Source organism: Verrucosispora sp. FIM060022, assembly GCF_003977705.1.
Lineage (GTDB): Bacteria > Actinomycetota > Actinomycetes > Mycobacteriales > Micromonosporaceae > Micromonospora > Micromonospora gifhornensis.
In genome coordinates this window covers 211,387-235,794 of sequence record NZ_RQIV01000010.1, presented here as the reverse complement: position 1 = coordinate 235,794, position 24,408 = coordinate 211,387, and the positions used below count along the sequence as shown (strand labels likewise).

Below are 24,408 nucleotides of genomic sequence, written 5' to 3'. Positions count from 1 at the left end.
CGCGAGACCCCCAGCCGACGACAGATGGCCTTGATCGCCATCCGCTCCGCCCGGTGCAACCGACGGATCTCCGCCCAGTCCTCCACGCTCAGCACCTCCCGATGCTTCCGGAAGGGGTCAAAATTCAACCGGAACCACGGGGTCAGTTTTCAGGCGGAGCCGACAGACAAGGACGACCATCGACGACGCCCAGACTCAGAACCAGGCCAGAGCCTTGATCGCGACACTGGCCTAATGGGCGACGGACGAGTCGACCTGTACGCCGGATTCTGTGCGCGGCGCGTACCCCGAGGGGTTTCGCGCCGGCGGCGGCCATCCATCTCGGCCTGCCGTTGCCGACAGGCTCGTGCGGCCTACCCGCAGACATCGGGCGGGCCACCCTCAAGCGTCTGCGCGGGTCGTCATCATGCGGTGACGGCCCTTTCTTGGCCTTGCTCCGGGTGGGGTTTACCGAGCCACCCCGGTCACCCGGGGTGCTGGTGGGCTCTTACCCCACCGTTTCACCCTTACCGTCCCCGTTGGGGTCGGCGGTCTGTTTTCTGTGGCACTGTCCCGCGGGTCACCCCGGGTTGCCGTTAGCAACCACCCTGCCCTGTGGAGTCCGGACGTTCCTCGGCGGCGGGCTGCTGCCCACCGACGCGACCGCCCGGTCGACTCGTCCGTCGCGCACACATCCTAACGACACCGGCCGGGCGACTTATTGCCACGGCCGTGCACACCCGGCAGCGACGACCACCAAGAGAGCACCACCAGGTCAGATAATGCCGGTGGGCTCGCTGTCGCAGGCCGGGCCGACTAGCCTCGGCGAGTATGGATCTTGCGAACGCCGCGTTGCTGCTCGCGGCCGGTATGGCCGCCGGTACGGTCAACGCGGTGGCCGGGGGTGGTTCGCTGATCACGTTTCCGGCGCTGCTGGCGGTGGGGTTGCCGCCGGTGCCGGCGAACGTGACCAACTCGGTGTCGGTGTTCCCGGGGTACGGCGCGGCAGTGGCGGGCAGTTGGATGGATCTGCCTCGGGGGCGGCTGCTGGTCACGCTGGTGCCGACGACGATCGTCGGCGCGCTGGTCGGTGCGGGGCTGCTGCTTGTCACTCCGGCACGGGCGTTCGAGGTGGTCGTACCGTTTCTGGTGCTCGGGGCGACGGCGCTGCTGGCGTTTCAGGATCCGCTGCGGCGGCTGGTGGGGCATCCGCGTGATGTGCCGACCCGGCGGCGGGGTCTGACGATCCAGGTCGTGGTGGCGTTGGCCTCGGTGTACGGCGGCTACTTCGGCGCGGCGGTCGGGGTGATGCTGGTGGCCGCGTTGGCCCTGGTGTTGGACGCCACGTTGGCCCGGGTGAGCGCGATCAAGAACCTGCTCTCCGCGATCATCGGCCTGACCACGGTGGCCGTGTTCGCGCTCGCCGGGCCGGTGAAATGGGCGGGGGTGGCGCTGCTGGCACCGGCCACGCTTGTCGGCGGGTACGCGGGCGCCCGGCTGGTCCGCCGGCTGCCGTCGAAGCTGCTGAAGGCGATCATCGTGGTCTTCGGCACCACGATCGGGTTGTACCTGCTGTGGCGGGCGCTGCGCTGACCGGCAGCGCCCAGGCACGCCGCACCTGCACCTGCACCTGCACCCGCACCCGCACCCGCGACGCTGCTCGCGCCACGCGGCTACGTGTTAGTAGGGGGCCCTTATACAACGCTAGGCGTTAATAAGGTGCCCTTCCTTACTGCAGCGAGGCGAGGTGGGCGGTGTCGTTGACGGTGCGGACGGCGATGCCGCCGTCGGGCCAGCGGTCCAGCACCGAGATGCCGGCGGCGTCGAGGTAGAGCCGGTGCAGGAAGGCGTCGGTGGCGGCGAGGGCGTCGCGCAGCATCAGCTTGATCGGCGAGACGTGCGAGACCACCACCACGGTCTGGCCGGGGTACGCCGCGACGAGGCGTTCGGTCACCCGGGCGCAGCGGTCGGCGACCTGGGCGAAGGATTCGCCGTCGGGTGGGGCGATGCGGGTGGAGGCCAGCCAGGCGTCCAGCTCGCCCGCCCACTGTTCGCGTACCTCGGCGAAGGTGCGGCCCTCCCAGGCACCGAAGTCGCACTCGATCAGGTCGTCGTCGGGGCGTACCGGCAGGTCGCCGATGGCGGCGGCGATCGCCTCGGCGGTGGCCGTACACCGGGACAATGGTGAGCTGACCACGGCGGCGGCCTGCGGGGCGAGCGCCGCCACCCGGGCGGCGGTGGCCCGCACCTGGGCCTGGCCCTTCGCCGACAGCGCGACGTCGCCGCGGCCGGAGTAGCGGCCCTGTTCGGTGTACTCGGTCTCGCCGTGGCGGACCAGGATCAGCCGGGTGGCGGTGAAGCTGGGCCGGGGTTCCCAGGAGACCGGCGCGCTGGTCAGGTCGGTGCCGGGCGTCTCGGCGTGGGCGGCGACGGTGGCCGCGCCGCCGCCGGCGGGCTGCGGGCCGCCGAGTTCGCGGGGCGGCTCGACCACGCGGGGCGGCGCGACGGAGGGTACGGCGACGCCGGAGGTCGCGGCGGCGTCCATGGCGGCGTTGGCGAGGGCGTCGGCGTGGGTGTTGCGGTCCCGGGGGATCCAGGTGAACCGGACCGTACCGATGCGGCCGACCAGTTGGGCGGCCTGGGCGGCGAGCGGACGCAGCCCGGGGTGTTTGATCTGCCAGCGGCCGGACATCTGCTCGACCACCAGCTTGGAGTCCATCCGGACCTCGACCTCGGTGGCGCCCAGCTCGACGGCGGCGGTCAGGCCGGCGAGCAGGCCCTGGTACTCGGCGACGTTGTTGGTGGCGGTGCCGATGGCGGCGCTGCGCTCGGCCAGCACCTCGCCGGTGGCCGGGTCGCGGAGCACCGCGCCGTACCCGGCCGGGCCCGGGTTGCCCCGGGCGCCGCCGTCGGCCTCGACCAGGACGGTACGCGGTGCCACCGGTTACAGCCCGGACTCGTTGGTGCGGACCATGATCCGGCGGCAGTCCTCGCAGCGGACCACCTCTTCGGGGTCGGTCTTGCGGATGCGGGCCAGGTCGGCACCGGAGAGCTCCAGGCGGCAGCCGCCGCAGCGGCCGGCGTAGAGCAGCGCCGCGCCGAGCCCGGTGTCGGTGCGGATCCGGTCGTAGAGCTGCACCAGGTCGGCGGGGAGGTCGTTGGCGAGCGGCTGGCGGGCCGAGCGTTTGAACTCCTCCTCCCGGCCGATCTCGCCGAGGCTCTCGTCGCGTCGCTGCTCGGTGGCGGCCCGCCGTTCGCGGACCTCGGTGAGCCGCTGTTCGACGCCGTCCAGCACCGCCTGGGCGGTTTCGCGCTGCTCCATCAACTCCAGTTCGGCGTCTTCCAGGTCGCCCTGCCGGCGGTTGAGCGAGACCAGTTCGTGTTGCAGCGCCTCCAGCTCGCGGGCCGGGCCGGTGCCGGCGGCCAGCCGGTCCTCGTTCTTGGCCTTGCGCGCCCGCACCTGGTCGACGTCCTTCTCCAGCCGGGCGATGTCCCGGTCCAGGTCGTCGACCGCGACCTGGGCACGGACCCGCTCGTCCTCCAGGGCGGACAGCTCCCGGGCCAGGGCCTCCAACTCGGCACGCTCGGGCAGCGACCGCCGCCGGTGGGCGAGCTGGGCGAGGGCGGTGTCGATCGCCTGGAGGTCGAGCAGGCGGCGCTGGACCTGGGGGTCAGCCTTCACGGTCGGGCTCCTTGTCGTCCGCTACGGGTTCGGCCACTGCGGGCCGGCCCGTTGAGGGTGGGGCTGCGTGTACGGTCCACGGGCTGGTGTCCAGGTCGGACACCAGGGCCTCGACGCCCGACGTGCCCCGCAGCAGCGCGGCCAGGTCGTCCAGCCAGGGTCGCTCGGTCGCCCAGTGGGTGGCGTCGAGCAGCGCCGGCCCTCCGGTGGCGAGATGTTCGCCGGCCGGGTGGTGGCGCAGGTCGGCGGTGAGGTAGGCGTCCACGCCGGCGGCGCTCGCGTCGGCCAGGAAGCTGTCCCCGGACCCACCGCAGACGGCGAGGGTACGCACGATGCGGTCCGGTGCGCCAGCGGCGCGTACCCCGACGGCGGTGACGGGCAGCACGGTGGCGGCGTGTCGGGTCAGCTCGGCCAGGCTCATCGGTCGGGGCAGCCGGCCGATGCGGCCCACGCCGCGGCCCTCACCGGCGGCCGGGGTGCCGGGCCGGGCCGGTTGCAGGGGACGCAGGTCGGTCAGGCCGAGCCGGCCGGCGAGGGCGTCGGAAACGCCGGGGGCGGCCACGTCGGCGTTTGTGTGCGCGACGTACAGCGCGATGTCGGCCTTGATCAGTTGGTGGATGATCCGGCCCTTGTACGTCGTCGGCGCGACCGAGGAGACGCCGCGCAGCAGCAGCGGATGGTGAGCGACGATCATGTCGACGCCAGCGGCGAGGGCTTCGGCGACCGTCTCGGGGACCACGTCGACGACGCAGAGAACCCGGCGCACCTGGGCGTCCGGCTCACCGAGCACCAGGCCGACCCGGTCCCACTCCTCGGCCCAGCTCGGCGGGTAGCGCCGCTCCAGCTCGGCCACGACGTCGGCGACGGTCGGCACGGCTGTGGTTGTGCTCACGACGGGCCAGCTTACCGGCGTCAGCGCCGAGGCGGGACGTCACCCGCCCGCCGCCGGACCGGCCGGGGTGCGGTTGTTAACAAGGGCCCCTTGTTCTACCGAAGGCGTTAACAAGGGGCCCTTCCTTTCACGACGTGTGGACGAGGTGGTCGTGCAGCGCGGTGAGGGCGAGCGGCCAGGGGAAGGCGTGCTGGTACCGCTCCCCCGTTCCGGGTGGGTGCAGCGGGAGGACGTCGTCGCCGAAGAGCACGCGTACCCCCCACTCGGTCAGTCGGTCGATCGCCGTCCGGAAGGCCGGGTGTGCGGCCATCGCGACGTTTGTGTACGGCACGGCGACCAGGGGGATGCCCCGGCCCTGTGCCTCGATCAGCAACCCGAGGGCGAGGGTGTCGGCGATGCCGGCCGCCCACTTGTTGACCGTGTTGACAGTGGCCGGGCAGACGATGATGGCGTCGGCCGACGGCAGCACGTCCGGATCACCCGGGTTTTTGTAGTGCGTACGCACCGGGTGGCCCGTCTGGCGGGCCAACGCGGCGCGGTCGACGAACTTGGCGCCGTCGGGCGTGGTGACCACGCAGACGTCCCAGCCGTCCTGCTGGGCCAGCTCGACGAGCCGACCCACGTCTCGGGCCAGCGGCGAACCGCAGGCGATGATGTACAGCACCTCACGGTGCCCGTCATGGCGGTGCGAACCGGTCATCAGACCGGCCCCGAAGTCATACCCCTACTCCCATGTGCTCAGCCAACTCCGCGATCAGCGAAGGCGGCGCACCACGTGTGCGACGTAGGACGTCGGACATCACCTCGTGGGCGATCGGCCGGCAGCGGATCTCGGACGGGGCGAGCCGATCCCCGCGCAGCAACATCTCACCCGCGTTGGCCACGTCGCCGATCAGGGCGTAGGCCCGGGCCAGGTCGAGCAGGTGATGCGCCCGGCGTTCCGGCAGCAGCGCGTCGAAGGACGGGTTCTGGAGCTTGAGCTGGTGCACCTCGACCGCCCGGCCACCGTCACCCAACTCGACGGCGGCTGCCGCCCGGTGCAGTTCGACGTTCGTCGGCCCGAACGAGGTCCAGTAGTGGTTCTGGTCACTGCCGAGTTCCTGCGCCGCCGCGTACGCGCCGGCGATCAGGTCATCGACGGTGGCGGCGTCGCCGATGCGGGCGGCGGCCATGGCACCTTGCAGCAGCAGCATGCCGTACACCGAGACCCGTTCCGGGCTGGTGTCGTTCTGACCGCCGGGGGCGAGGCGGTTGGCGATCCGGACGTTCAACTCCAGCGCGGGCCGGGATCGTCCCATCGACGCCAGGGCGTTGCACACCCGGGTGGTGGCGACCCCGGCGAGCAGCAGGTCGTCGGCGCGTTGGGCGACCGCGATGGACCGGTCGGCGGCGAGCCAGGCGAGCTCACACTCACCCAGTTTGCGCAGCACCGAGGAGGCGATCTGATAGACCTGCGCGAGCAGGTGGGCGGCGCGCTCCGCCTGATCCCCGCCGTAGGCGGCGTCGGCGGCCTGGGCGTCGCGCAGCAGCTTGGGCAGGGCCCGGATCAGCATGCCGTAGCGGCCGTACTGGTAGGTCAGCCAGGCGTGGGTGACGGCCTTGCTCATGTCCGCCAGCGGGGGTGGGCACGGCGCGGCGTCGAAGTACGCGCTGACCGAGTCGTACCGCTCCAGCGCCGCCCGGATCTCCTCGACCTCGAACTGCTCGATGCAGTTGAGCGTGTCCCCGCGCCGCTCCGGGTCCTTGCCGAGCAGCAACTGCACATCCATCTGAAGGATGTCGGCGATCTCGTAGAGGACGGAGAACTTGTCCAGCCGGCGTACGCCGCGTTCGATCTTGTCGACCCAGCTCTTCGACTTGCCCAACCGGTCGGCGAAGACCTGTTGCGACATTTTTCGTCGCCCTCGCCAGTAGGCCACCCGCCGCCCGATGGGTAGTTCGTCCATCTCGCCAGTCCTCCCTAGATGGAGCCGCAGCCAGGGGCCGTGGGCTGTTCCGCGGATGCGGCCAACCGTCCGTCTTCAGGTTTCCGCTGGTCGCACTGGTTGTGCGTCAGCCGTACGGCCAGTCCTCATAGTTTTCGTGCAAGTTGCATGAGCCACTTTGTCAGACCAAACGATCGTCAACGATGGCAGTGACGGTGCTCAACGTGTGAACTGCACCGGGCGGCCCGGCGAGGGGAGATGGCGCCAATGTGGGAGAACGTCGGACCGCGAGTGGCGCACCTGTCGCCGTTGGAACGGGTACGACTGCGCCGGGTAGCGGTGCGGTACGCGATGCACGGCTGGGAGGTCACCCCCGGTGCCTGCCTGGCACGGAGCCGCTTCGTCTGCGGTCGAGCCGGCTGCCCCACCGTCGGCTGCCATCCCGCCCTTGAGGACTGGGAGCACGCCGCGAGCGCCGACCCGGCCCGGGTGGCGAACTGGTGGCGGTCCCGGCCGCACGGCGTACTGCTGCCCACCGGGCGTTCCTTCGACGTGCTGGAGGTCGCCGCGGACCTGGGCCGCCGCGTGCTGGATGCGGTCCGCGCCCATCCCGCGGGCCTCGGCGTCCGCGGCCCGGTGCTTGTCACACCGACCGGGCGGTGGATGTTCCTGGTACGCCCCGGCGATCCGCTGCGCCCCGAGTTGGAGCACTGTCTCCAGGTGGTACGGCACGGTCCCGGCTCGTGGATCGCGGCACCGCCCACCCGGTTACCCGAAGGCCCGGTCCGCTGGATGGTGGCACCGGAGCAGGCCCGCTGGCAGCTGCCGGACTCCTACCTGGTCCAGAACACCCTGATCGACGCGCTCCGGGCCACCGGGATCACCCTGGTGCCGGCGCTGGTGCCCGGTCACCTGCCGTTGCCCCGTCGAGGCAGGTGAGCACGCGTCCCGCGCATGCCGGCCGTGCGGACAGCGACGCCGGACCGCGCGCGGTCGTTGAGCACCACGACGGCGCAGCCCGGCGCCGGGAGCGGGGATCGGCGATGTCCACGGACGACACCACACACCACCCGAACGGTGCCGAGCCGCCACGGCGGCACCGCCTTGGCCGCCGGTGGGCCGCCACCCGCCCACCGGGCGCGCGCCCCGGTCGGCCCCGCCCGCTCGGCTCACGCCCGGCGACCACCCACCGACCGACCCGCTGGCTCTGACCCGGTCCGCTGGCTGTGACCCGGTCCGCCTGCTGAGCCGGGCCTGACGCACCTGGGGTCGTCGAGCGCGAAAAGGGACTCGCGGCGCTATCGGACGGGTTCGGGGTACGCGGCATCCTTTTCGGCCGACCGAAGCTGTGCGACGACATCGGCACCCGGTGTGCACGGGTCGCCGCGCTCGCCCCGTCCTGCTGGCGAAAGAAGCAGCAGAAGAAGCGTGAGCCGTGACCCCAGTGGGTATTCCGCCTCGCCGTTGCTGAACGCGTGAGGGGAAGGCACATGCTCAGCAAAGAGGATCAGCGTCGTTTTGAGCAGATCACCCGCAATCTCCGAGAGAGCGACCCGGCGTTCTTCGCCCGGCTCGACAACCGGGCCCGGGGTCGACGCGGACGATGGCTGCTGCTGTTGACCATCCTGCTGTGGGCGGCCCTGCCGGCCGCGACCGTGGCGTTCGGACGACTCACCGGGGCGATCTTCGCCGTGGTGCTGCTGACCAACGCCGTACTCATGTGGCGGTTCCGGCAACGCTGGCTCTGAACAGCGCCGAAGCTGCCCGACCGGGTCGACGCCGCGGCCGCTCACTCACCGAGCTGCCGGTACGCCTGGCGCAGTCGCTCCAGAAGACCCGGTCCACCGATCGCCGGTGCGGGTGCACCGAGCTGCCGCAACAGCAGATCCGGACGGCTCGCCAGACTCGGCGGGCGATCCGGCAGGGGCACGGGCGGCAGCCAGAACCGATCGACCGTCTCCGCCAACGGGGCGACGGGCAGATCGGCGAGGGCTCGCGCCGCACCCGCCGCAGGCCGATCGGTTCCGAGGGTACCTGTGCTGCTCGGCTTGCTGCCGGTGCCACGTAGCTCGCGGAGCCGGTCGAGCAGGGCGTCGCGGCTGCGGCCACGCCAGTGCAGCAGGGCGAACGGATCCGCGTCGAACGCCTCGGCGAGCAGGTAGAAGGTGGCCGCGAGGTGTTTGCAGGGGACCGCGGCGTCCGGGCATGAGCAGCGTTGCGCCAACTCCGTCACGGTGGCCGGGAACAGCGGTGCACCGACGGCGGTGAACAGCTCCTCAAGCTCGGCCGGCAGGTCACCGGCGAGCAGCCGGGCGCTGAAGAACGCCTGCCCGGCCAGCTCCGCCTCGATCCGTGCCCACAACTGCTCCGGGAACACCGGCAGTGCGATGTGGACCTGGTACGGCCGGGGGCGGGAGCCCTGCACCGTCGAGGTCACCGTGCCCGGGGCGATGTCGAGGCGTACCACCTGACCGGCTCGGGCGTACGCGCGGCCACGGGTCAACCGGGTGCCGAGCGCGAACGACTCCAGCACCTCCAGGAACCGCCGCGACCACCAGGACACCCCGATGGCGCCTCGGCTGCTGCGGGCCCGCAATCCGCCGTCGACCCGGCGGGGCCGCCCGTAGTCGGCGAACCGGCCCCGCCCACCGGTACCGGTCGGGCTGGTCACTGCGCCACCGCCCCGGCCTCCAGGCTGAACAGCTCGCGCAGCTGGGTGGTGGACAGCTCGGTGACCCACTGCTCGCCGGTGCCGACGACCGACGCGGCCAGACTGCGTTTGTCGGCGATCAGCGCGGCGACCTTCTCCTCCACCGTGCCGGCGCAGACGAACTTGCGGACCTGCACGCGGCGGCGCTGACCGATGCGGAACGCCCGGTCGGTGGCCTGGTCCTCCACCGCCGGATTCCACCACCGGTCCACGTGCACCACGTGGTTGGCGGCGGTCAGGGTCAGCCCGGTCCCGCCGGCTTTGAGGGAGAGCACGAACAGGGCCGGGCCGTCGTCGGACTGGAACCGGGTCACCATCTCGTCCCGGTCGGCCTTGCCGAGGCCGCCGTGCAGGAACAGCACCTCCCGGCCGAAGCGGGCCGACAGGTGGCCGCGCAGCATCCCGCCGAACTCCGCGTACTGGGTGAACAACAGGGCCTTCTCCCCCGCCGCGAGGACCTCGTCGAGGATCTCCTCCAACCGGGCCAGCTTGCCGGAGCGCCCGGCCAGCGCCGACCCGTCGCGCAGCAACTGGGCGGGATGGTTGCAGACCTGCTTGAGCCGGGTCATGGTGGCCAGCACCAGGCCGCGCCGCTCGATGCCCTCGCTGGCCTCGATCCGGGCCATCATGTCGTCGACCACCACCTGGTAGAGCGCCGCCTGCTCGGCGGTCAGGTTGCAGACGACCTCCATCTCCAGCTTCTCCGGCAGATCCGAGATGATCGACGAGTCGGTCTTGAGTCGGCGCAAGACGAACGGGCCGGTGATCCGGCGCAGCCGCTCGGCGGTGTCGGTGTCACCGTGCCGTTCGATCGGCTCGGCGAAGCGCTTACGGAACGTCGCCGCCGGGCCGAGCAGGCCCGGGTTGGCGAACTGCATGATGGACCACAGGTCGGCCAGCCGGTTCTCCACCGGCGTACCGGTCACCGCGATCCGGTGCCGGGCGGGCAGCGCGCGGACCGCCTCGGCCTGCCGGGTGGCGGCGTTCTTCACCGCCTGCGCCTCGTCGAGCACCACCCGGTGCCAGTCGACACCGGCCAGGTCCGCCGCGTCCCGGGCCGCCGTCGGGTACGTGGTCAGGACCAGATCCGCAGCCTGTACGGCGTCACCGAACTCGGCGCCCCGGGCCCGCTGCGCGCCGTGGTGCACGTGCACCCGCAGCTCGGGGGCGAACCGGGCGGCCTCCCGCTGCCAGTTGCCGACCAGCGACATCGGACACACCAGCAGGGTCGGCCCGGCCTGCGGCGGGTCGGCCGCGAACAACGCCAGCAGCTGCACCGTCTTGCCCAGCCCCATGTCGTCGGCGAGCACCCCGCCCAGCCCGAGCGACTGGAGGAACGTCAACCAGGCCAGACCACGCCGCTGGTACGGCCGCAGGGTGCCGGCGAACGACGGCGGCTCGGTCAACGGGGCGAGCCGCCGCTCCACCGACCCGGCGAGCAGATCACCCAACGCCCCGTCCGCGCTCACCTCCAGCACCGGCAGCGCATCCGGCTGCTCGGCGTCGGTGAGCCCCAACCGGAGCAGATCGGCGACAGTCAGCTCGCCGGTGGACCGCAACAGCCGCAGGCCGGCGGCGAGCCGCTTCGGGTCCAGCTCGACCCAGTGGCCGCGCAGCCGCACCAGCGGCGTCTTCAGCTCGGCGAGGCGGGCCAACTCCTCGGCGGTCAGCGGCTGGTCGCCCAGGGCGATTTCCCACCGGTAGTCGACAAGCGCGTCCAGCCCGACCTGCTCACCGGCGGCGGCGACCGTGCCGGGCGCGGTGCGGGAAGCAGCCCGCAGCCGCGCGCCGAGCCGCGCCGACGGCCGCTGCCACCACGACGGCAGCAGCACGGTGAAGCCCGCCGCGTGCAGCAGCGGGGCACCTTCGCGCAGGAACCGGTGGGCACCCTCGGCGTCCAGCTCCAGCGCCTCCGGCGTCGCGGTCCGCAGCGCCGAGTCCAGCTCCGGCCAGAGCCGGCTGGCCCGGCCCAGCTCCGCCAGCAGCGTCTCCTGCGGGCTGTCCAGCGCGGGCCCGGTCGTACCCCACCACACCTGCCCGGCGTCGACGTGCAGACCGGACTCGTCGGGGGCGCGGAGCCCGAACTCCACCCGCCACGTCCCCTCGGTCGCCACGTTGGCGTCCGGGTCGGCCGGTACCACGGTCAGCGGGGTCTCGATCTCGTCGTCGGGTGGTTCGACGAGCCGGAAGCTGGCCCGTACCGTCCCGCCGGCCGCGTCCCGCTGCCAGGCTTCCAGCTCGTCACGCAGGACGTCCAGCGCCGCCGGTTCGGCGGTGAATTCCCGCTGTGGCCCGGTGAGCGCACCGAGCCAGGCCGCCACCGCCCCGTCGCGGCGTACCCCGCGAGCCAAGGTGGTCTGCGGCAGCGCCGCCCGCACCGCCGCATCGGTGAGCGCGTCGAGCGCATCACCCACCAGCACCCCCGCGCCGGCCGCACCCTCAGCCTCCAATCCCGCCCCGGTGGGTACGGCAGTCGCGGGCAGGTCGGCCTCGGCCACCGCGCGGGCGACCGGTGGCAGGGCCAGCGCCAACGCCCGAGCCCAGGCCGCGTCGGTCCCGGTGAGCAGCGGTCGCCACACCGCACGGGCCCCGACCTCGCTCCCCTGGCCGGCGGCCAGGCCGGGCAGGACCCGACCCCGGGTGGCCAGGTCGGCGGCGAAGGTGGCCAGTTCCGCCAGGTGCCGCAGCGTCGCGCCGGGCACGGCGGTCAGCCTGTCGAGGGTACGCAGCAACGACAGCGCCGCGTCCGGGGCGTACGCCAGGATGGGCACCCGCCAGCCGGCAAGGGTGACCGGGCCGCGGACCGGGTCCACGACGGCGGTTCGGACCAACTCCGGCGAGTCGACCGGGGATCCGGCGCGGGTGGGCAGGCGGAGCAGCGCGGTGCCGAGGTCTGTCGGTTCGGCCACCTCGGCCAGCGCGGCAGCCAGCGTGGTGTGCGCGGCGGCGAACGGATGCGGACGTTCCCGGGGTACCCGGCCGGGACGGCGCGCAGCGCGCGGCGGCAGGGTGCTGTCCTCACCCCAGACCGCGAGCCCCCGACCCGGCAGCCACGCCCCATGAACGACCAGCACCCGCACCCCATCTTGTTGAAAGGAAGGGCCCCTTGTTAACGCCTCCGGTAGAGCAGGGGCCCCCGCTTAACACCCGGGTCAGGATAGGCGGCCCCGGCCCGCTACCGTCGGCGCCATGTACGACCTGCTGGTGCTCGGCGGCCTCGGCGTGGACATCCGGGTCCGGGTGCCTGACCTGCCCCTACCGGTGGTCGACTCCGTCACCGTCGAACCGATCGACCTGCGGATCGGCAACACCGGCGCCGGCGTGGTACTCGCCGCGCACGCCCTCGGACTACGGGTGGCGGTGGTCGACACGCTCGGCACGGACTCGGCCGGCGACGTGGTGCGGGCCGCGCTGTCCCGCACCGGGGTGCACGCCGTGCTGGCCTCGACGCCGGCCGGCACCCGCCGCTCGGTCAACCTGGTCGATCCCGCCGGACGGCGGATGTCGCTGTACGACCCCCGCCCCTCCGACGGGACCGCCCCCATTCCGGTGGCGCAGGTGGCGACGCTGGTCGAGCAGGCCACGCACGTCCACCTTTCGATCATGAATTGGGTACGGGACCTGCTGCCCGCTCTCGGCGACATGCTGGGCGAGGGTGTGGGCAGCTCCACCGATCTGCACGACTGGGACGGGCAGAATCCGTACCATCGCCCGTTCGCCGAGATCGCCGAACTGGTGCTGGTCAGCGGAGTCACGCTCGGCGACCGGTCGACGGCGGTGGGCGCTGCGCTGGCACCGCGGCCGGTGCTGGTGACGTGGGGTGCCGACGGCGCGGATCTGCACCTCGGCGGTGTCGTCACCCGGATTCCGGCAGCCACGCCGCCCGGCCCTGTGGTGGACACCAACGGTGCCGGGGATGCCTTCGCGGCCGGCATCATCACCGCCCGTTCACGAGGCGCGACGTGGGCGGAAGCCGCCGGGTACGCGGCCCGGGTCGCCGCCGCAGCCTGCACCCACGACGGCATGGAGTACCCACCCGGTCTCCTTCCCCACCACTGACCCCACACCCCGCGCCCCTGCGCCACGCCGCGCCCGCCCCGCCCTTGCCGCGACCGTTTGCATGATCACGCTCGATCTGGGATCGAGTGCCTATTCTCGGCTTACGAGGCCACTCGATCTCGCATCGAGCACGATCATGGTCTGCCTGTGGGTCCCGCCAGGGAGCAGGTTCGACGATCTGAATGTCAGAGGGCGCCGGTGGTGCCGTCGGTGAGTTCCCGGAGTATGTCGGCGTGTCCGACATGCCGGGCCGTCTCCTCGATCATGTGCACCAGGATCCAGCGCACCGACACCTCGCCCAGCTGCGGATGTGGCACGACGTGGTCGAGGTCGAAGCGTGCCACGATCTCCCGGGACCGGGCGCAGACCTGGTGGTAGTCGGCGGCGAGGCGCTCCACGGTGTCGTCCTCGGCGAGGGTGAAGCTGGCCAGCGCCGCCTCGTCGGTCGTCGGGAACGTCTCGCCGGGCGACGGCTCCAGCAGGATGTGGAACCAGTTGTGCTCGATCTCGGTGAGGTGTTTGACCAGCCCGGCGACGGTGGTCGCCGAGGGCACCAGACGGCGGGCCGCGTCGGCGTCGCTGAGGCCGTGCAGCTTGCGCAGCAGGACGGTCCGATGGAAATCCAGGAAGGATTCGAGGACCTCCCGCTCGCCGGCCGTCCGGTTGACCACCGGTCCGAGTGTCGGATCAATCGCGATCTCCGCCATGTCGAGACGTTATCCCGAGCGGCCAGGCCCGAAACACACTCTGCCGCATGCTGGACACCGCCGGTCGGCAAGCGCCGGCCAGCGGGCTCGGTGCCGTGGGCCTGCCGATCCGCTGCGGGGGCGCGGTGCTCGGGGCAGGATGGGCGCATGGCAGCAACGGTTGAGATCCCGCTGGTGGGCGGTTCTGCGGACGGTCAGCTGGTCACCGTCGAGTTGGATCCGAACGACCGGCCGCCGCTGACCCACCACCACGTCGGGTCGGGCGGCCTGGCCGAGGCGGACATCTACGAGCTGGAATCGATCGATGCCCAGGCCCAGCAGTGGTGCTACCGCTGGCGCGGCCAAGCAGTCTGACCACGAGGCCCGCACCTGCGGCCAAGCGGTCTGACCGCGAGGCCCGCACCTCAGGCCCGGCGGTCTGACCGCGAGGCGGGCAGTTCGGGTCAGGCGCCGACCTCGACCAGGGAGCGGCTGCGCAGGCTCTCCAGGACCGCCCGGGTCACGTGGGAGGTGCCGCGGGCTTCGTCGCAGACCTGCGCCACCCGCTGCGCGGTGGTCTCGGCCCGCTGGTCGCGTTCGTCCCACAACTGGTCGACCTCGGCCAGCAACGGGCCCTCCACCTCGCGTTCCACGCCGCGCAGCGCCGGCACTCCGAGTCGCTGCGCCAGGTCGAAGACCTTCCCGGCGTACGGCAGGGGCAGGAACGGCGTACCCATCATCGCGGCGAAGATCAGGAAGTGCAGCCGCATACCGACCGCCAGGTCGAAGTGGCGCATCAGGCCGAGTACCTGCTGGGGCGAGTAGGTGCCGTGCAGGATGCGGCCCCGTTCGGCGGCGATCATGTGCGACAGCACACCGTGTGAATGCCGGATGTCGTCGCGTTCCATCGGGACGAACAGCACGTGCGCGTCGATGCGGTGCACCAGGAAGTCACCGATCTGGGCGAGCAGCCGGTGGTAGCCGTCCACGTCCAGTCGTTCGGCGGCCCGGCCCGGCTCCCGTACGCTCATCCCGACCAGCCGTTTACCGGCCGGCACACCTTCCTCGCGCAGCAGTTCCGCCGGGAACTCCTCGGGTTCGAGCAGGAACGCCGGGTCGGCGGTGACGGTGATCGGGTTGAGCAGCCCGGCCTCCTCCAGCACCATCCGCGATTCCTGGTCGCGTACGGTCACCTGGGTGGCGCCGGCCAGCGTCTCGCGCACCATGCCGGTGTCCACCATCTCGCTCAGTGGCCCGACACCCACCGCGTAGGTCAGCACCGGCAGGCCCCGTTCCTGCGCGACCCGGACCACCCGCAGGTACCGGCGGGCCTCCTTGTCGTAGAGGATTCCGCCACCGCCGAGGATGAGCAGGTCGAGCTGGGACAGTACGAGGGCGGAGTCGGTGCGGCTGACCCCTTCCCAGGGCACCGCTTCCACGTCCGGGTGGGCCACCGCGGTGTGCTCGGGGTTTCGCGAGAAGACGATGATCCGGGCGTTGGGCTCCTGCTGACGCAGGTCGGTCAGCAGGCCGGTGAGGATGGCCTCGTCGCCGAGGTTGCGGCCACCGTATGAGCCGAGCACGCCGATGGTCAGTCCGCCACGCGTCATCCGTCGCTCCTCCCCAGGTGCGTCAGATCAACGTTTCCCCGCTGCACCGCCGAACAGTCATCGCCGTGACCCAGAGTCAGCCGCCGGGCGGGACGTCGCCGGCGAGGCGGGACACCAGGGCGGCAATCACCTGGTCGGGGTCGAACCCGGTGTCGATCGAGGTGGTGAGCAGGTCGAGCAGGAGCCCGTCCACGGCGTAGCGCAGCAGGGCCACCTCGAACGCGCCGCCGGGCAGCCCGGCGGCGAGGTGGTACGCGACGTCGGCACGGTAGCCCCGGCGCAGCGTGTCGCCGAGGATCCGGGCCAGGTCGGGGCGGCGGGCCGATTCCAGGCGTAGCTCGATCAGGGCGCGGGTGAGTTCCGGATACCGGGTGGTGCGCTCGACGATGTACCGGACGTAGTCGGTGAGCAGGGCCGAGGAGGGCGGACGGGCGGCCAGTTCGGCCACGACCGCGTCGTCCGGGGCGAACCGTTCGAAGATCCGCTCGCCGAGCGCGCCGAGCAGGGCGTCGCGGGAGCGGAAGTAATTGGAGGTGGTGCCGACGGGCACCCCCGCCTCGGCGTCGACGGCCCGGTGGGTGAGGCCGCGGGCGCCGTGGGCGGCCAGCACCCGCAGCCCGGCGTCCGCCAGGGCCGCCCGCCGCTGCGGGTTGCGCGCCACGGAAAAACCCTAGCAGCAACCACAACACCTGTTGTACGTTGCCAGGACCACAACATCCGTAGTGATTGGGAGTCCCCTTTGCGTAAGCTCGTCTACTACGTGGCCGCCACCGTCGACGGTTTCATCGCCGCCCCCGACGGGTCGTACGACTTCTTCGATCTGCACCCCGACCCGGCGGGACACCTCGTCACCCAGTGGCCGCAGACCTTCCCGACCTTCGCCCACGCACAGCTCGGCATCGACCGCCCGCAGGGCCGGTTCGACACGGTCCTGATGGGCCGGGCCACCTACGAGCCCGCCCTTCGCGTCGGCGTCACCAGCCCGTACGCCCATCTGAAGCAGTACGTCTTCGCCCGTTCACTGCCGCCGTCCGACGACCCGGCGGTGGAGATCGTCTCCGGCGACCCGGCAGCCTTCGTCCGCGACCTCAAGGAACGCCCCGGCGGCGACCTCTGGCTCTGCGGCGGCGGACATCTCGCCGGCCAACTCCTGTCCGAGGTGGACGAGTGGGTGATCAAGGTCAACCCCGTCGTCGCCGGCAGCGGCATCCCCCTGCTCGACCACTCCTTCGCCCCACAACACCTGACCCTGCTCGCCGCCACCCCCACCGGTGCCGGAGTCGTCGTCCTGCACTACACCCGATGAGCGCCGAAGCCCTCGACGGTCGAGCCACGACGGGTCAGGCGGGCGTGTGAAGGGTGTGGGTGAGGAAAGGGAGGACGGCGGCGGGCAGGGCAGGCGAGTCGACGATGTCGTAGTGGGTGAGCCCCGGCAGGACGGCCAGCCGGGCGTCGGGGCGGTCGGTGCCGTCCCAGCCGGCGTCGCGGTGACCGCCGCCGAGCAGTCCGAAGAACTCCACCATGTGGTCCGGCCGGACCGAATCGGCGTCGGCGAAGACCAGCAGCGTCGGCGTGGTCAGCGTGGCGACCTCCGGCGACCAGTCGTACTCCCGGCGGAGCAGTTCCCCGGTCTTGACCCAGAGTCGCGACCAGTCCTGCGGGCGGGGCGCGACGGCCTGGTAGAGCTGGTACGGCGGGGTGCCGCGCAGCTGATCACCGGCCGCCTCGTCGGGGTCGGGCATCCCGGCCAGCACCTCGGGAAACCAACCCTGACGTCGACAGGGCGCAGAGACCACGACCAGTCGACGCACCAGCTCCCGATGTTGGATCGCCAGCCGTAGCGCCACCCCACCACCGAGCGAGAAACCCAGCACATCGGTCGGGGCCAGCCCGAGCTCGACGATCAGCGCGGCGATGTCGTCGGCCATCGACTCGTAGCGCAGCGGCCGGTCGACGTCGGCGGTACGCCCGTGACCGGGTAGGTCGACGCTGATCACCCGACGCCGCCGGGTCAGCGCCGGCCGGACGGCGGCGAACGTCTCCACCGCACCGAACCCGCCGTGCAGCAGCACCAGCGGTCGGCCGGCCCCGTGCGTCTCGTACCAGAACCGGACGCCGTTGATCTGTGCGTAGCTCACCAGTCCCCCTCCGCCGCCGTTGCGACCACGGTGGCACGACACCGGTGCGGGCAGGTGCCGGTTGCCGGCTTGAAGCCTGGATCATCGGCACGTACCCTTCTCGCCAGCATCTAGTAATTGCAAGTTAGTGGCAGCAAGGTGGGTGAGGTCGTTGTCCCTGGTGATGAGAGGGCTGGACGGAGCCGGGCTACGGCAGTTGGTCGCGCAGCTCCATCCGATCTACCGGGACTGCTTCGCGGCCCCACCGTGGAGCGAGCCGGCCGAGAAGATCGCCGACTTCCCCGCCCGGTTGGCACGGCACACGAGCCAACCCGGGGCGTACGGCTCGATCGCCGAACGGGACGGTGAGATCGTCGGCGCGATCTACGGGTGGCCGGCGCCGACAACGCTGCCGACGGCGAACGCGTTCGACATCGCGGTACGGGACGCGGCACCACCGGACGTGGCGGACCTGCTGGTGGCACCGGCCCTGGTGGTCGCCGAACTGATGGTCGCGCCGGCACACCAAGGCCACGGCCTGGGCCGGGAACTGCTGGCGCGCCAGGTCGGTGACCGAGCCGCATGGCTGGCCACCCACCCGGACGCCGCAGCGGCCCGGCTCTACCAACGCGCAGGCTGGGAACGCCGATTCTCGTTCCAGGTGAACGATCGCCCGTTGGCGGTGTTCACCCGGCCGGCGGTGCCGAGCGGCCGCTGAGGATCTGCCGCTGCGCCCAGCGCGGGCCAGCAGTCGCAGGTCAGAGGATCTAGCATCGTCGACATGGCGACCCGACTTGTTCAGATCAACATGAAGGCCCGGGACGACGCGGCGCTGGGCCGCTTCTGGGCCGAGGTGCTCGGGTGGGGAGTCTCCAGCGAGGGGCCGAGGGTGACCAACCTCGAACCGGAGGATTCCGTCTACCCCGACCCCGTCGCCGTCTGCATCGACCTCGTCGCCTACCCGGATGACCCCAAGACGGTGAAGAACCGCGTGCACATCGACCTCGCCACCACCTCCGCGGCCCATCATGCGGAATTGATCGCCCAACTGACGGAACTCGGGGCGACCCCCGCCGACATCGGCCAGGGTGACGTGCCGTGGACCGTCATGGCCGACCCGGAGGGCAACGAGTTCTGCGTGCTGGACTGGCGCACCTCGCCCCGAGACACCGGACCGATCGCGGCGATAGTGGCCGACTGCACGGACCCCCGGGCCATGGTCGACTTCTGGGGCAACGCCATGGACTGGACCGTGCACGAGGTCAACGACGACCACGCGGTGCTGCGCTCCGCCAAGGGCGTCGGCCCCTACCTGCGGTTCGTCCGCACCCCCGACGTGAAGACGGTGTGGAACCGCGTCCACCTCGACGTCCGCCCGTACCCCGGTGACGACCTGGCGGCCGAGGCGGCCAGGCTGCGGGCGCTCGGCGCCACCTCCATCGGCCTGGACGGCGATGTCCACTGGATGGTCCTCGCCGACCCGGAGGGCAACGAGTTCTGCCTGCTCACCCCACGCTGATCCACTGCCGGTGTTGCGGTCGGTGGCGGTGCCGCCGCAATAGGCTGCCGAGATGCACGGATTTACCGACGTCGACCGCCAGTCAGACCCGAACTCGTGGGTCGGCGTGCTCGACCGCCTCGCCGAGGAGCCCTTCTACCGGGCGTACCAGCAGCGGGTCCGCGAGTTGCTCGATCCGACGCCCGGCCGCCGCTACCTCGAAGTCGGCGCCGGCACCGGAGCGAGCGCGGCCCACCTGAGAGACGCACACGGTGTCAGCGTGGCGACCGTGGATCGTTCGCTGACCATGGCTGCCGCCATGCGGGCCCGTGGTCTCACCGGATGCGCCGCCGCCGACGCTCACCACCTGCCGTTTCGCACCCATGCCTTCGACGGGGCGTGGGCCGACCGCACCGTGCAACACCTCGCCGATCCCCACGCCGCGGTCACCGACCTGGTCCGGGTCGTACGACCCGGTGGCCGCATCGTCCTCGCCGACCCCGACTACGACACCCAGGTGCTCGACATCGCCGACCAGGAGCTGGCCCGGCGCGTACTGAGGTTCCGGGCCGATGCCCTCCTCCGCAACGGCACCCTGGCCCACCGACACGCCGGCCTGCTCGCCGCACACGGCCTGGTCGACATCACCGTCGAACCCCGAACGCTTGTCGTACGAGACCCGACCGCCGTCGACAACGTCCTCGGCCTGCGCAGCTGGGCCGCCACCGCAGCTCAACGCGGTGCCCTCGACCCCAGCGAAGCCCGCGCCTTCGAAGACCAGTTCGACGAGGCCGTTCGCACCCACCGATTCACCTACGCAGTCACGTTCTTCCTCACCGCCGCCACCGTCACCTGACGGCCGGGACACGCCACAATTGCTGGCATGGCTTCGCCGGACGCGTCCTCCGCTCCCGACGGCACAGCCGGCCCCGGCGGTGCTTCCCCACCAGCCGAACCGCAGGTCGGCCGGGCACCCGAGCACACCTTCACCAACAGATGGCGACGGCTCTGGCGACGGCAGCCGGGCATGAGCCACCTGCCCGTTGACCTGGATCATGCAATCGGTCTCGGCCTGCTGAGCCTCGTCATCGGGGCGATCTCCGGCACGGCCCTCATCCTGCTGATTCCCTCGACCCCGCTGCTGATCGTGTTCCTCGCGATCCTGCCGCCCTACCTCGACCTGCACGTCGCGGGCGTACGGCACCGTTGGTGGGCTCTCGGGGCGGGCACAGCGGCAGGGGTGCCTGCCGGCCTGGGCATCAACGCCCTGCTCGAAGCCAGCATCGGGGCGCAGTGGGCCACCCTGATCGGCATTCTCGTCGGAAGCGCGATCGGCATCCTGACCCACGCGGCAGTGACCCACCTGCCATCGCGAAGAACGTAGCAGCGCTACTGCTGGGTGACCGGTTGACGCCCTGCGCCAGACCCTCGACGGTCGGCTCGTGCGAGGTGATCGACTCCGTTACGCCGTAATGGCGGTTTCCGGCTCGCCTGGATTCCGCCATTACGCCGTAACGGTGAGGGCGACCCGGCCCTACCGCCGTTGGTACTGGTGGGCGCGGCAGGTTTCGAACCTGCGACCCCTCGCTTGTAAGTTCTGGGCGCTTTGTCTGGCTGGATCCATGCCCGTTCCGGACCTCGCCCGCCTGTCCCTGCCCGGCTGCCTGCGGCTGTCCGTGTCCCGGCTCGTTGCTGTCACCGTTGCTGTCAACAGCCACCTCTCGCCACAACCCGGATACGCGAGCGTGCCGTCTCGCTCCCGGCCGCCGCAGTCCTTAAGGGCATACTGACGGCCAGAGGGCCCAGAGACGGCGCCAGAGGTCCGCCTCGGCTCGTTCCAGGCGAGTGGTTGAATGCCGTCACGCATCTATCTCTAATCGTCTCTGAACGCTAATCTCGGGGCCATGTCAGGAGAAGCCCGCCATCTGGCAGAACTTCAAGCCAGCCGCAACCAAGCGCGTGAGGCTTTCGCGTCGAAAATAGCGGATTTTAGGCGCAAGCACGGCAATGCAACACTCGAATACCTTACTTCAGCAGCCAGGGAAAGGGGAATACGTGTTCTGAAAAGGCAGGTCTCCGACATCCTTGCTGGCAAAAAGGCAGCTCCCTGGCTGCTTATGCAGACCATTCTTGAGGCAATGCACAAAGTCAACCCCGCCACGCAAGGAAGCCTGGATCTTGAAGAATGGCGGGAAGCCTATGAGCGATTTATCGAGGCTACTCGGGACGAGAAAAACGTACCGATTCAAACCAACATCTTTCAGAGCGGCCGTGACTACGCGTACATTGCAGGCGGCCAGGTGGTCGTAGGGGCGACGCGGGCCACCTCGGCCGCCGCATCTGCCGAACAGAGCGGAACTCCGGATGAGATCAGCGAATACCTGTCGGAGCTTGAAAACGAAATCACCGCTGTAGCCAAGGCGGCGCGCAGGCGGCTTGTCATCTACCGCACCCTACGCTTCGCGGCACTTGCCGCATCCGCTGTAACGCCCGCAGTAGCCCTACTCAACGCCGCGACGTGGATAACAGCCGGCGTGGGAACCGTCGCCTTCCTGTCAGAGGGAGCTATTCAACTAACGCGGCTAAACGAGCGTGCAGTCCTAGATACTCGGCGGGTATCGAGCCTGAGCCGCGAATTCCGCATGTACAGGACGAGCGTCGGGGAATATGCAAGTGGGAACAATTACACTCTTCTGGTGCAGCGCATAGAGGAAATCAGAGAGAAGAACGATAACGAGCGACTTGACGTTGTGCAGCAGTCTTTTGGCGCTCATATATCGACTCCCATGACCGATCAGATCCTGAAACGAAGCTGAGGTCCACAAATTCATCCGGATGGTCCTACCGATGATAGCCACACCTGGTGTCCGGCGAGCTGACTCCTTCGCCCCGAAAGGAACCACCAGCCGTCGGCGAGCAGCGCGAGCAGCAGGGCTGCCCTGCCCGAAAGGTCCACCGAAGTCCTCGGACGTCCGGGGTTGCTCGTGCCCATCGCCGCCCAGCTGGAGTGTCAAACGTTGAAGCGGAACTTAGACCGGCTTGCACATGACCTGTGGCGATCTGGTCTGCAGGCTGGTCACGCTCCGTCTCGGGTTGCCGTCGCCGCTGGTTGGTTGCCGACGTTTGACGGTTGAACAGCGAGCAGGGTAAGGCTGAGCACGCTCTGCCTGCTCCTGCGGCGCCAGCACACAGAGGGCACAAGACACCCCGTCCGCCGACGCATGAGGGACTCCGGGCGGTCCACCACCTAGCCACTCGCATGGCGACCGGCCGCGTTCGCCGCCGTACTGCCTGACGCTGCGCTTACAGAGCTTCAATGAGACCTTCAGGTGATCAACTAGAGGTCAACCACCATGGCCAGAGCTGCGAGCGCGGCGATACCGATGGTCATCGGCATGGCCGAGCGCGGGTATCTCCAAGCGCACCACGTGAGTCCACCCACGATCACCGCCACGATAACCCAGGCCAACTTTACGGTAACGTACATCTGAGTACACCCGCCCTCACTGCGGCACTGCCGCATCAACTCGGCACCGAGCTCCGCCCGGATAGCCCGTCAGGATCCGTAAGAATCCGGAAACCTGACAGGACAGTACGCGGCGAGGGTGGGCCGGTCAAGGAACGGATGAGTTGTGGCTACTCCCAGTAGTGATGTACAATCCCCGGCCACGCGTGCGCTGTTCACTGCGCTCCGCGAGCTACACGTCCGCGCCGGCGAGCCGAGCAGTCGGACGATCGCGTCAGCTATCGGCGGAACAAGCCACACAACCATCAATTTAGCCCTGAAGGGTCCAAAGGTTCCGAGTTGGCCCATTTTGGCTAAATTGGTCGAATACCTCGGCGGGGATAGCGATCGCTTCCAAGAACTATGGATCGAGACCCGCGAGAAAATCGAGCCAATGCGGGAAAAGCGGCAGCCCGAGGTCTCCGTCTTTGCTTCATATGCCCACGTAGACAACGACGCCACTTATGGCAGGGTATCGCGCTTGATTGACGATATCGCTAACTCCTACCGAAGCATGACCGGCAGGGAAGTAGGAGTATTCAAGGACTCGGAATCGATCGAGGCGGGCGACGACTGGAGAGACCGGATTCGCCTAGGACTGTCATCCTCGTCCATTTTTCTCGCGTTTATCTCCCCCGCCTATCTACGTAGCACTTTTTGCCGACAAGAGTTCAATGAGTTCCTCGGATTCCTCAACGCTAATTCAAGTACCCGCTTGGTGCTGCCGCTACTGTTTGCCGATCCGGCGCGAATGGATTCACATTTCGCCAACGATGACCTCTGGCTGAAGATGTCGCGGCTTCAGCGGATAAACATTGCCAAGCTTCGCGCTGTCGATCCGGGCTCATCTGAATGGATCACCAAGGTTGAAGAGATAGCGGACAGAGTGGACTCCGTCCTTACGGAGATGGCCCCTGCGCTTGAGGAAAGAAGTTCTCTTCGGAAAGAAAAAGCCGAGACGGCCACTGAGGACGAGGGCGAAACCAGAGGCATGGTTGAACGCATGGCCGCCATCGAAGAGGAAAGCCCTCTCATGGTGGAAGGACTGGAACGCTTCGTTCAATTGATGGGCAGACTCAATGAGGCCACGACACAGGCGACACCGAAACTAAGAAGAGCCAACACGTTCGGCAAGAAATTGGCGGTAACCAGCGCCCTAGCCCAGCAACTGGAGCCGATCTCTATAGAGATGGCCGAGGTTGCCGATCGCTTGGTGGCGCAATTCGGCGACTGGGGCTACGCTGTCCAATTGCTGGTTGATCTAGCTAAGAGCACTGAGGGAAAGCTAGACAAGGACCTTGTCGAGTTCGCCAGAGTCGTCTGGGATCTGTCGACAACGGGATCTGACGCTCTCGCACAAGTAGAGGGATTGAGTACCATTATTGAGCAGAGTGTTGGACTCTCTGGTCGCCTAGATCAGCCGCTGAAGGCCATACAGAAGGCGTGTCTTCGGATGGCCGATCTTCGCGGCATCCTTCTTGTCTGGCGCGAAGAGATAGAGGCACTACAGAGCGCCTACCCGGAACTCGCAGAGCAATGATCTGCATGGCCTGCTCGAATGAGTGTTAATAGCGCACGCTGACAGGTTACGCGACAAGGTCGTGGTGGGGATGCGGCGCGTGTAACCGGGCAGGCCCCCGCCTGCCGGCAACGCCGGCCCGAGGGGCCGCAGAGGCTCCGGGGTCAAGGGCGGCCCGTAGGGACGTCGCGTAGCGACGCGAAGCGCCCTTGAGGCCGGAGGGGCG

At 69.8% G+C, this 24,408-nt stretch carries 24 protein-coding genes and 1 other RNA gene; 12 read left to right on the top strand and 13 right to left on the bottom strand.

Features of this window, described 5'->3' with window-relative positions:
- Nucleotides 1-95, bottom strand: a 95-nt coding sequence (locus tag EG812_RS29005) for a helix-turn-helix domain-containing protein (protein ID WP_148113823.1), incomplete at its 3' end; no start/stop codon positions are given.
- A gap of 147 nt (nt 96-242) precedes the next feature.
- Nucleotides 243-658: RNase P RNA component class A (rnpB, locus tag EG812_RS24330), an RNA gene on the bottom strand.
- Between the two features lie 152 nt (nt 659-810).
- Here rnpB and EG812_RS24325 point away from each other — a divergent pair.
- Nucleotides 811-1,572 carry a sulfite exporter TauE/SafE family protein gene (locus tag EG812_RS24325; protein WP_126712859.1) on the top strand — a complete coding sequence of 254 codons (762 nt, stop codon included), beginning with the start codon at nt 811-813 and terminating at the stop codon, nt 1,570-1,572.
- A 136-nt stretch (nt 1,573-1,708) separates the two neighbouring features.
- On the opposite strand, the gene EG812_RS24320 is transcribed toward EG812_RS24325, so the two are convergent.
- The 5 genes from EG812_RS24320 to EG812_RS24300 all read right to left on the bottom strand — a co-directional run bounded on the left by EG812_RS24320 (nt 1,709) and on the right by EG812_RS24300 (nt 6,499).
- Nucleotides 1,709-2,920 carry a bifunctional RNase H/acid phosphatase gene (locus tag EG812_RS24320; RefSeq protein WP_126712858.1) on the bottom strand — a complete coding sequence of 404 codons (1,212 nt, stop codon included), beginning with the start codon at nt 2,918-2,920 and terminating at the stop codon, nt 1,709-1,711.
- 3 nt (nt 2,921-2,923) lie between these two features.
- On the bottom strand, nt 2,924-3,661 hold the full coding sequence (locus EG812_RS24315; protein ID WP_013735246.1) for a zinc ribbon domain-containing protein: 738 nt from the start codon (nt 3,659-3,661) through the stop codon (nt 2,924-2,926).
- Complete coding sequence (locus EG812_RS24310) at nt 3,651-4,553, bottom strand: Nif3-like dinuclear metal center hexameric protein (protein ID WP_043721622.1); 903 nt, start codon at nt 4,551-4,553, stop codon at nt 3,651-3,653. Before EG812_RS24310 ends, EG812_RS24315 begins: the two co-directional genes overlap by 11 nt.
- A gap of 127 nt (nt 4,554-4,680) precedes the next feature.
- A complete protein-coding gene (locus EG812_RS24305; protein WP_126712857.1) occupies nt 4,681-5,253 on the bottom strand; it encodes a flavoprotein in 573 nt (190 codons plus the stop codon).
- Nucleotides 5,254-5,269: 16 nt separating this feature from the next.
- Nucleotides 5,270-6,499: a helix-turn-helix domain-containing protein gene (locus EG812_RS24300; RefSeq protein WP_126712856.1), complete on the bottom strand. Its 1,230-nt coding sequence runs from the start codon at nt 6,497-6,499 to the stop codon at nt 5,270-5,272.
- Nucleotides 6,500-6,745: 246 nt separating this feature from the next.
- Between EG812_RS24300 and EG812_RS24295 the strand changes: the two genes are divergently transcribed.
- Nucleotides 6,746-7,417 carry a bifunctional DNA primase/polymerase gene (locus tag EG812_RS24295; protein WP_013735250.1) on the top strand — a complete coding sequence of 224 codons (672 nt, stop codon included), beginning with the start codon at nt 6,746-6,748 and terminating at the stop codon, nt 7,415-7,417.
- Between the two features lie 551 nt (nt 7,418-7,968).
- Complete coding sequence (locus EG812_RS24290; protein WP_013735251.1) at nt 7,969-8,226, top strand: DUF3040 domain-containing protein; 258 nt, start codon at nt 7,969-7,971, stop codon at nt 8,224-8,226.
- A gap of 41 nt (nt 8,227-8,267) precedes the next feature.
- On the opposite strand, the gene EG812_RS24285 is transcribed toward EG812_RS24290, so the two are convergent.
- Together EG812_RS24285 and EG812_RS24280 are read right to left on the bottom strand one after the other, a co-directional pair.
- Nucleotides 8,268-9,149 (bottom strand): SWIM zinc finger family protein, encoded by an 882-nt coding sequence (locus EG812_RS24285; RefSeq protein WP_126712855.1) that lies wholly within the window; start codon nt 9,147-9,149, stop codon nt 8,268-8,270.
- Nucleotides 9,146-12,262, bottom strand: a complete 3,117-nt coding sequence (locus EG812_RS24280; protein ID WP_126712854.1) for a DEAD/DEAH box helicase — start codon at nt 12,260-12,262, stop codon at nt 9,146-9,148. Before EG812_RS24280 ends, EG812_RS24285 begins: the two co-directional genes overlap by 4 nt.
- Before the next feature lie 115 nt (nt 12,263-12,377).
- Between EG812_RS24280 and EG812_RS24275 the strand changes: the two genes are divergently transcribed.
- Nucleotides 12,378-13,247: a carbohydrate kinase family protein gene (locus EG812_RS24275; protein ID WP_126712853.1), complete on the top strand. Its 870-nt coding sequence runs from the start codon at nt 12,378-12,380 to the stop codon at nt 13,245-13,247.
- 185 nt (nt 13,248-13,432) lie between these two features.
- On the opposite strand, the gene EG812_RS24270 is transcribed toward EG812_RS24275, so the two are convergent.
- Nucleotides 13,433-13,954 carry a DinB family protein gene (locus EG812_RS24270; RefSeq protein ID WP_126712852.1) on the bottom strand — a complete coding sequence of 174 codons (522 nt, stop codon included), beginning with the start codon at nt 13,952-13,954 and terminating at the stop codon, nt 13,433-13,435.
- A gap of 147 nt (nt 13,955-14,101) precedes the next feature.
- On the opposite strand from EG812_RS24270, the gene EG812_RS24265 reads away from it, so the two are divergent.
- Nucleotides 14,102-14,308, top strand: coding sequence for a DUF8847 domain-containing protein (locus tag EG812_RS24265; RefSeq protein ID WP_013735256.1), 207 nt, complete (start codon nt 14,102-14,104; stop codon nt 14,306-14,308).
- An 89-nt stretch (nt 14,309-14,397) separates the two neighbouring features.
- Here the strand turns inward: EG812_RS24265 and EG812_RS24260 are convergent, their stop codons facing one another.
- Together EG812_RS24260 and EG812_RS24255 are read right to left on the bottom strand one after the other, a co-directional pair.
- A complete protein-coding gene (locus tag EG812_RS24260) occupies nt 14,398-15,543 on the bottom strand; it encodes a polysaccharide pyruvyl transferase family protein (RefSeq protein WP_013735257.1) in 1,146 nt (381 codons plus the stop codon).
- A gap of 76 nt (nt 15,544-15,619) precedes the next feature.
- Nucleotides 15,620-16,204, bottom strand: coding sequence for a TetR/AcrR family transcriptional regulator (locus EG812_RS24255; protein ID WP_013735258.1), 585 nt, complete (start codon nt 16,202-16,204; stop codon nt 15,620-15,622).
- Between the two features lie 78 nt (nt 16,205-16,282).
- On the opposite strand from EG812_RS24255, the gene EG812_RS24250 reads away from it, so the two are divergent.
- A complete protein-coding gene (locus EG812_RS24250; protein ID WP_126712851.1) occupies nt 16,283-16,849 on the top strand; it encodes a dihydrofolate reductase family protein in 567 nt (188 codons plus the stop codon).
- 34 nt (nt 16,850-16,883) lie between these two features.
- Here EG812_RS24250 and EG812_RS24245 read toward each other — a convergent pair whose 3' ends face one another.
- Entirely contained in the window at nt 16,884-17,681 is a 798-nt protein-coding gene (locus tag EG812_RS24245; protein ID WP_013735260.1) for an alpha/beta fold hydrolase, read from the bottom strand.
- Between the two features lie 142 nt (nt 17,682-17,823).
- Here EG812_RS24245 and EG812_RS24240 point away from each other — a divergent pair, with 142 nt between their 5' ends.
- The 6 genes from EG812_RS24240 to EG812_RS24215 all read left to right on the top strand — a co-directional run bounded on the left by EG812_RS24240 (nt 17,824) and on the right by EG812_RS24215 (nt 24,203).
- Complete coding sequence (locus EG812_RS24240; RefSeq protein ID WP_126712850.1) at nt 17,824-18,378, top strand: GNAT family N-acetyltransferase; 555 nt, start codon at nt 17,824-17,826, stop codon at nt 18,376-18,378.
- 63 nt (nt 18,379-18,441) lie between these two features.
- Nucleotides 18,442-19,179, top strand: coding sequence for a VOC family protein (locus EG812_RS24235; RefSeq protein WP_126712849.1), 738 nt, complete (start codon nt 18,442-18,444; stop codon nt 19,177-19,179).
- A 52-nt stretch (nt 19,180-19,231) separates the two neighbouring features.
- Nucleotides 19,232-20,014 carry a methyltransferase domain-containing protein gene (locus tag EG812_RS24230; RefSeq protein ID WP_126712848.1) on the top strand — a complete coding sequence of 261 codons (783 nt, stop codon included), beginning with the start codon at nt 19,232-19,234 and terminating at the stop codon, nt 20,012-20,014.
- A gap of 27 nt (nt 20,015-20,041) precedes the next feature.
- Complete coding sequence (locus tag EG812_RS24225; RefSeq protein ID WP_126712847.1) at nt 20,042-20,542, top strand: hypothetical protein; 501 nt, start codon at nt 20,042-20,044, stop codon at nt 20,540-20,542.
- A gap of 520 nt (nt 20,543-21,062) precedes the next feature.
- The gene (locus EG812_RS24220) at nt 21,063-21,974 is read left to right on the top strand and encodes a DUF4231 domain-containing protein (RefSeq protein WP_126712846.1); all 912 of its coding nucleotides are present in this window, start codon (nt 21,063-21,065) and stop codon (nt 21,972-21,974) included.
- 816 nt (nt 21,975-22,790) lie between these two features.
- Nucleotides 22,791-24,203 (top strand): toll/interleukin-1 receptor domain-containing protein, encoded by a 1,413-nt coding sequence (locus EG812_RS24215; RefSeq protein ID WP_126712845.1) that lies wholly within the window; start codon nt 22,791-22,793, stop codon nt 24,201-24,203.
- The last annotated feature ends 205 nt before the right edge of the window (nt 24,204-24,408 follow it).